Origin of the sequence: Mesobacillus boroniphilus JCM 21738, from assembly GCF_000517385.1 — a bacterium.
Taxonomy (GTDB): Bacteria; Bacillota; Bacilli; order Bacillales; family Cytobacillaceae; genus Mesobacillus; species Mesobacillus boroniphilus.
Genome location: NZ_BAUW01000135.1, coordinates 1 through 7,149, shown reverse-complemented (window position 1 = coordinate 7,149; position 7,149 = coordinate 1). Strand labels below are relative to the sequence as shown.

Below are 7,149 nucleotides of genomic sequence, written 5' to 3'. Positions count from 1 at the left end.
TAAATCTTCACTTCGAGAATTGTCTGGCTCCAGCGCCTAGCCCCTCGAGTCGCTTCGGTCCTGCCAATGAAGTCAAAGAACGACTTCACTGTCAGGCCCTCCAGCGCTTGTCGGGGCTAAACAAGGCGCTTGCGCTTTTCTTATATTTCCTGATGTCCTTGCAGACTTGCTTATATAATCTCCGCTCTGAAGCTTTCTCAGCATCATACATAATCATGTCTACGAATAAGTTGTTCACTTCCGATAGATGGTGATCAATCAGGTAAGGGTATAATTCGACAATGCTTGAAGGCTTCGCAGTGGCGTATTTCAATATGCGATCTTCCAGTTTTTCCTCTGTAATAATCGTTAAATATAAGCCCCGGCTATGTCCACTTTCTAATTCAAAGAGCAGTTTCTCGAAAACTTCCTGCCATTCCTCCGGGCTAAAAAGGTTCTTTAACCTTTCATAATCCTTGTATTCATAATATCTAGTGACCAGTTCGTGAGCGAGTCTCCGCTGGCGTTCGAAATCTCCTTGCTGTTCATACACCTGATAGCGGTAATCCTTCCATTTATAGATCAGGCCAGCGTAGGAAGTATCCTGTTTTTCACCATCAATGCAGAGCTGCTCTGCTTTTTCATATTCATTTCTTTCCAAGGACCGCTCAATCGCCTTTTCGCGGAATTTATCGTGTCTCAGGTTTTCCTCAATAAAGCCATCAATGGTGCTATCTTCTGCACCAGAAACCTCCAGAAGGCTAAGCTGAAGCTCTTTGATGCTCTGCTCTGTATGCCTCCGGCTCCATTCATTTTGAGGAGTATTTTCTAATAGCTTGTCTAATTCTTTTTCCAATGTCGCCCTAAGTTTAGGCTCTTTGCCTAACGGGATAATCGCATCCAGTAGGTTAAAGCGCCACTCATCCCAGCCGTTATATCGCTTGTTCTTCGCTTCCTTCTGCACAGCTTTGAAAATTTCCTTTTGCTCATCAGGAGAAAGCTCGTCCAACCCCATTTCGACTGCATTCTTTATCACCTTCATCGTATTTCTGGTGACAATGGTGATTTCACCGCCCGAATCGTCTGCGTACTGGGTCATGGAAACAATTGGCGGCATGATTTCAAGTGCGAGCTTCACAGCCTGAACATAGTTGCCGCGTTCGCTCTTCTTTTCAGCGTTATCGAGCACCATATAGGCTCCCTGCATCGCTTCATCCATCCGCCTCCAATGAATGAATCCGCTGCTTTTGGCCCCTTTAATATAATCCCTGATCAGAGCTTTCGCGGTCGTGATTTCATCCTCTGGCGATGCGTATCTCAACAGCAGCTGCCTCTCAACTTCCTCATGGCTCCTGGCAAACTGAAGGATGATCGAAATTAACTCCTCTTTTGATTCCTGCTTGAGCAAATGCATTAAGTTTTTTTCAGAGCTTTCAACATCCTGGTTCTCAACTGCAGCTCCTTCTCTCAGCGCAAAGAAAACAGCAGCCTGGTGCTTGCAGGTTTCGCTCCAGTCGTAGGGACAGCTGCAGCTAGCCTGTTTTATTACCCCATCACCTTCGAGGAAAATCTCGACACTGTAGGTTTGGGAGCCATGGACAGACGCCAACACTCTGTTTTCCTCCAAATGCTGCAAATTCTTGACGGCCCCTTTTTTTAAAAGCTTATGTCCTCGTTCTAAAATGACCGTTTCGAGGAAACTTTCAAAATCTGCAATGTTCATATTTCATACCACCGCCTCATTCATTTCTTCCATCCTATCATTCTAGCCAAAAAATTACCTTTTCTATCAAGTGGCATAAAAATATATAATAGATTCACACACCACTTTTACCAATATTAAGAAAATCTTAAGATTTATCGTCGGTGAATGTTAAGGTTCGCTGTCTAGAATAAGAAATATCAAAGCTTGCCTGTATGGGAAGGGGGTTTTTCATATGGAACAATACAATGTGCTGGTGGTTGATGATGAAAAAGAGATTCGTGATGCGATAGAGATTTATTTGAAAAATGAAGGGATCAGGGTGATCAAGGCGGCAGATGGAATAGAGGCGATCGAGAAGCTGAATGAGCAGCCTGTTCATTTAATTCTGCTCGATGTGATGATGCCGCGGCAGGACGGGATTACGACGACGTTCCGGATTCGTGAAGACAAGAATATCCCGATTATCATCTTGAGCGCTAAAGCGGAGGATACCGATAAAATTCTCGGGCTTCAGGTCGGTGCGGATGACTATGTGACGAAGCCGTTCAATCCGCTTGAACTGATAGCACGGATAAAATCCCAGTTGAGGAGATATGTCACGCTCGGTACATATGAAGGAAAAGCGAAAGTGATTGACCTGAATGGATTGACTTTGGATCAGGCTTCAAAGGAAGTCACCGCCCATGGTGAGCCAGTCAAATTGACGCCTATCGAGTACAAGATCATCGAGCTGCTGATGACGAATGCCGGCAGAGTATTCTCCATCACTGATATATATGAGCGGGTATGGAAGGAACCAAGCTATAACGCCGAAAACACGGTGGCGGTTCATATCCGTAAAATCCGCGAAAAAATAGAGATTGATCCGAAGAATCCAAGATATTTGAAGGTGGTGTGGGGGATTGGATATAAAATCGAAAAGTAAGTATTTGTTTGTGGTATGGGTGCTTTTGATCTCATTCGGTCTTAGCGGAGTTTTTTCAGTTCTGACCAATGGGAGCCGGTTCATGCAGGGCGATTATTTTGAATCAGTTGAATATAACTCGCAAATGGAACAATTTGTTGCCATGCTGAATGTGTATGAGCTCTATAAGATGCCCATAGAAGAAATGAAAGAGAAGATTACTGTAACAGATGAGGAAATTGAAGAACATCGTATGAGGTATGGCAATCTCGGAGATCAGATTTCCAGTATCGGAATGCAATATGAAGATCAAATACAGGCGGCAATCGATTCAGGAAACAAGGTGGCTGAAGAAATCCTGAAGAAGGAAAGAGACGACAAAGTCGCGGATATCACCGAAAACTTCAATAGTGATGAATATGTACGAGAAAAAATAGTAAAAGAAAAAGAGAAGAAGATTGATGAATTTTATCGGAACCTTGAAGAATACAGCCGAGAATTCACCAATCTCCGGCAAGCATACAAGTATTATCTGAAGGACACCGCAACAGGAGAAGTCTTTACGAATCTTAATCTTACAAAAAATGAATCAGCATCTGACTTCCTGAATAAAAAAGATATGTATTATGTTCAGGATTTCTCTGGATTGCAAAGAAATTATTTATTCACTGGTTATAACGAGAACTTCCTGCCCTATAATGAAGTGGCAGAAACGATTCTCGAAAATCGAAAAGACAGAGATATGACCGGTCAGATCGGCTTATCAAAGCATGCTTCTGAAAAACATTTTGCCATCATGAATTATAAAGACTATCAAAAAGGGCAAAAGCTCTTTTTCAGTTATCTTTTATTAAGCATCGCTGCATTAATCATCAGCTATTTCCTTGCAAAACGGAAACCGGCTACAGTGTTTGGTTCATTTGACCACCTGAAGCCTCTCTATGGAAGGATTCCGCTGGATGTAAGAGCAGTATTGCTTTTAGTGACAGGTTTGTTCCTGTTGCTGTCCATGACGTTGATCAGTGAACAATTTGTCTATTATCATTCAGATGTCTTTTCATCGCTGATCGAACTGATCATTAGTCTTATCGCTGCCGCTTCACTGCTGGCATTCGGGTGGATTCAACTTAAATTCCTTTCAGAGTACCGAAAGGATTGGCCAAAGCTGAAGGTAGATGTCAATAACAGCCTTTTATTAAAAAGCTATCACGCGATTCTAAATGCCTTTTTAATCAAGAGCATTGGGTTCCAGCTGCTTGTCATCCTCGGGATTGTGTTTGCAATGGGCATGTTGTTTGTTGCAGTTCTTGTAGCAGGTGGAGGAGAAATAATCGTCATTGCTATCGCATTAGGTGTAATAAGTCTTCCGATTTTCATCATGATCATGAGAAAAGCAGGCTACTTGAATAAAGTATTAAAGCATACAGAAGAACTTGCTGCAGGCAATCTAGGTGCGGACATCCCGGTGAAAGGAAAGTCGGCCTTTGCCAAACATGCCGCCAATATCAATACACTTAGGAATACGGTAAAGGTCTCACACAAAGAGCAGGCAAAAAGTGAACGCCTTAAGACAGAATTGATCACAAATGTAAGCCACGATCTCAGGACACCGCTGACATCGATCATCACCTATACGGAGCTTCTAAAAACACCTGATCTGACATCAGAGGACCGTGACTCTTATATCGAAATTCTCGACCGGAAATCGAAGCGGCTTAAGGTGTTGATTGATGACTTGTTCGAGGCGACGAAAATGGCGAGCGGCAACATCGAGCTGCACAAGAAGAAGGTCGACCTCAACCAGCTGCTGCAGCAGGCATTGGCCGAGCACAATGAGGCGCTGAGCCAGTCGTCCCTACAACTGAGGGTTTCACAGCCCGACCAGCCAGTGTATGCATTTGTTGATGGACAGAAGCTCTGGAGAGTATTCGATAACCTGATCGGCAATATACTCAAATATGCTTTGGAGAACACGAGAGTCTATATTTCAGTAAGAGAAGAGCAAAACCAGATTGTTCTTAGTTTTAAAAACATCACAAAATACGAATTAGGCGAAGATCTTAACGAACTGTTCGAACGCTTCAAGCGCGGCGACCAATCACGTCACACAGAAGGATCCGGACTTGGCCTCGCAATCGCAAAATCAATCGTCGACCTGCATGAAGGCTCGCTTGATATTGGAGTGGACGGTGACCTGTTCAAGGTAACGGTCATACTTGAAAAACTAAATTAAACCAGAGACTCCCTTTGCTTTGCAGTGGGGGTTTCTACTTCTTTTGGCGTATTTTTAAATATAAAATCCTAGAGATAATGATCATGACTGCATGAAAAGTGATATTCCAGAGCCTGTTTAACCGCAGTTTCAACAGGCCGGTCCGTTCCAGCAGCATATCCGCGACCAAGGAGCCCAGGAACATGGTGAGTCTTGGCAACAGTCCAGGTTTCGTGGAATTTTTGACCAGTAAAATGGACCGAGTCAGACTGTAGAGCGGAGCAAGGATAAAATGCTCCCCCCATGAGTGGTGGATTCCCCGTCCAAACCTGACTTTCCTGTTGACCGCAGATATATAGAGCAAGGTAACCCCGATTACTTCTGTTGACAGGTATTGTGCGATCATCAGCGCCCATTCTTTTTTCGCGTTCAGCGCTTTGTGAAACCAATCGCTTATATAAAAATAGATATTCATAAAAAACACAGTGTAGTAAGGCTTCCACCAATAAGCTTTATAGATTTCTAAATGAAGGAAATACCGTTCAACTCCATAATAAACCAGCGTGCTGCCAAGCTTCCAATACCGATTTTTCTCATACAGAGTCAAGAGAGTAGCGGTAATGGGAACATATAACGCCTGGGAAAAAATAGCTCCAAGAATTTGGTCATGGGCCCGCTTTTTGAGGATATATGGTTTATATGCATACGCTTTGAACAAATTAAGGACCGGGTACTCAAATAAATAGGCCATTCCTATATTGGAGAGCAGGAGGATCCATATATTCTTTTGACGGCTTCGTTTTGCAAATATGACAAAAAGCAGGACATGAACCACTGCGAGCAGCAGAAATGGAATGGAGTTCTTTTTAACGAGCTTGTTTTTTACCATGGACATACTCCACCTTTTCAGGGATGTATTTATAATGTCCGCTTATTCTTTGAAATTATTTACTGATTACTTTTATCATGACTACTGTAAAGACACGTGGTAATATAAATAAGCATCACAATTATTCTGTTAAAACTAACAATTTTAGGGAAACTATTTATATCTCTGCAATGGTTTAGGAGGATTATATGAAAAAGACACAGGAGATTTCGGAAAAAAAAACTGCTCGGAATCGCCGGGCTTGGCTGGATGTTCGATGCGATGGATGTGGGGATCTTATCCTTTATCATCGCAGCATTGCAGGTCGATTGGAATCTGACGGGCAAGGAAATGGGCTGGATTGGCAGCGTGAACTCTATCGGAATGGCTGTCGGTGCCTTTGTGTTCGGCTTGCTTGCTGACAGGATTGGCCGTAAAAATGTCTTTATTATTACGTTATTGCTTTTCTCAGTCGGAAGCGGGATTTCTGCAATGGCAACAACTTTGTCATTCTTTTTATTACTAAGATTTTTTATTGGAATGGGGCTTGGAGGAGAGTTACCAGTAGCGTCCACTCTTGTTGCAGAGAGTGTGCCTGCTGAGAAACGGGGGCGTGTCGTAGTCCTGCTTGAAAGCTTCTGGGCTGCAGGCTGGCTTGTCGCAGCACTGATCTCCTACTTCGTCATCCCGAAATTCGGCTGGCAAATGGCCTTGATCCTTAGTGCCCTGCCAGCATTGTATGCCCTTTACCTTCGTGTAAATCTTCCAGATTCACCAAGGTACCTGGCTGTTGCTAAGAAGGAAAGATTGACAATGAAGGAGAGCATCGCTGAGGTCTGGTCAAGGGAACACTTCAGGAAAACGGCGATGCTCTGGATTCTATGGTTCAGCGTTGTATTTTCCTATTATGGAATGTTCCTCTGGCTGCCAAGCGTGATGGTCATGAAAGGCTTCACCTTGATCAAGAGCTTCCAATATGTATTGATCATGACCCTGGCCCAGCTTCCTGGATACTTCACAGCGGCATGGCTGATTGAAAACGCAGGCAGGAAATTCGTGCTGGTTGTCTATTTAATAGGAACAGCACTGAGCGCCTATTTCTTTGGAACGGCAGATTCGCTTGCATTGCTTATCACTGCGGGGGTCCTGTTATCATTCTTCAACCTGGGTGCCTGGGGAGCGTTATACGCTTATACACCAGAACAATATCCAACAACAATTCGCGGATCCGGTGCAGGAATGGCCGCATCCTTTGGCCGAATCGGCGGGATAATCGGACCTCTGATGGTCCCATATTTATCAGCGCAAAATCTATCCATCACTGCCATCTTCACGATTTTCTGCATAGCAATTCTGATCGGTGCTGCCGCCGTCTTTTTCTGGGGCACGGAAACGAAGCAGAAGGAGCTTGCGTAATGAGAAATCGTCCGCCACAACAATTGGCGGACGATTTTTTGTTGGTTAGGAAACTATCACTAGCG

At 43.8% G+C, this 7,149-nt stretch carries 5 protein-coding genes; 3 read left to right on the top strand and 2 right to left on the bottom strand.

What is annotated here, in order from left to right:
- Positions 1-91 precede the first annotated feature (91 nt).
- Positions 92-1,702, bottom strand: coding sequence for an SWIM zinc finger family protein (locus JCM21738_RS20370; protein WP_023613461.1), 1,611 nt, complete (start codon positions 1,700-1,702; stop codon positions 92-94).
- Between the two features lie 214 nt (positions 1,703-1,916).
- On the opposite strand from JCM21738_RS20370, the gene JCM21738_RS20365 reads away from it, so the two are divergent.
- Positions 1,917-2,609, top strand: coding sequence for a response regulator transcription factor (locus JCM21738_RS20365; protein ID WP_023613462.1), 693 nt, complete (start codon positions 1,917-1,919; stop codon positions 2,607-2,609).
- Entirely contained in the window at positions 2,587-4,821 is a 2,235-nt protein-coding gene (locus JCM21738_RS20360) for a HAMP domain-containing sensor histidine kinase (RefSeq protein ID WP_023613463.1), read from the top strand. Before JCM21738_RS20365 ends, JCM21738_RS20360 begins: the two co-directional genes overlap by 23 nt.
- Positions 4,822-4,855: 34 nt before the next feature.
- Here the strand turns inward: JCM21738_RS20360 and JCM21738_RS20355 are convergent, their stop codons facing one another.
- Complete coding sequence (locus JCM21738_RS20355; RefSeq protein WP_023613464.1) at positions 4,856-5,689, bottom strand: hypothetical protein; 834 nt, start codon at positions 5,687-5,689, stop codon at positions 4,856-4,858.
- Between the two features lie 249 nt (positions 5,690-5,938).
- Here JCM21738_RS20355 and JCM21738_RS20350 point away from each other — a divergent pair, with 249 nt between their 5' ends.
- A complete protein-coding gene (locus JCM21738_RS20350; protein WP_052019828.1) occupies positions 5,939-7,084 on the top strand; it encodes an MFS transporter in 1,146 nt (381 codons plus the stop codon).
- Positions 7,085-7,149: the final 65 nt, after the last annotated feature.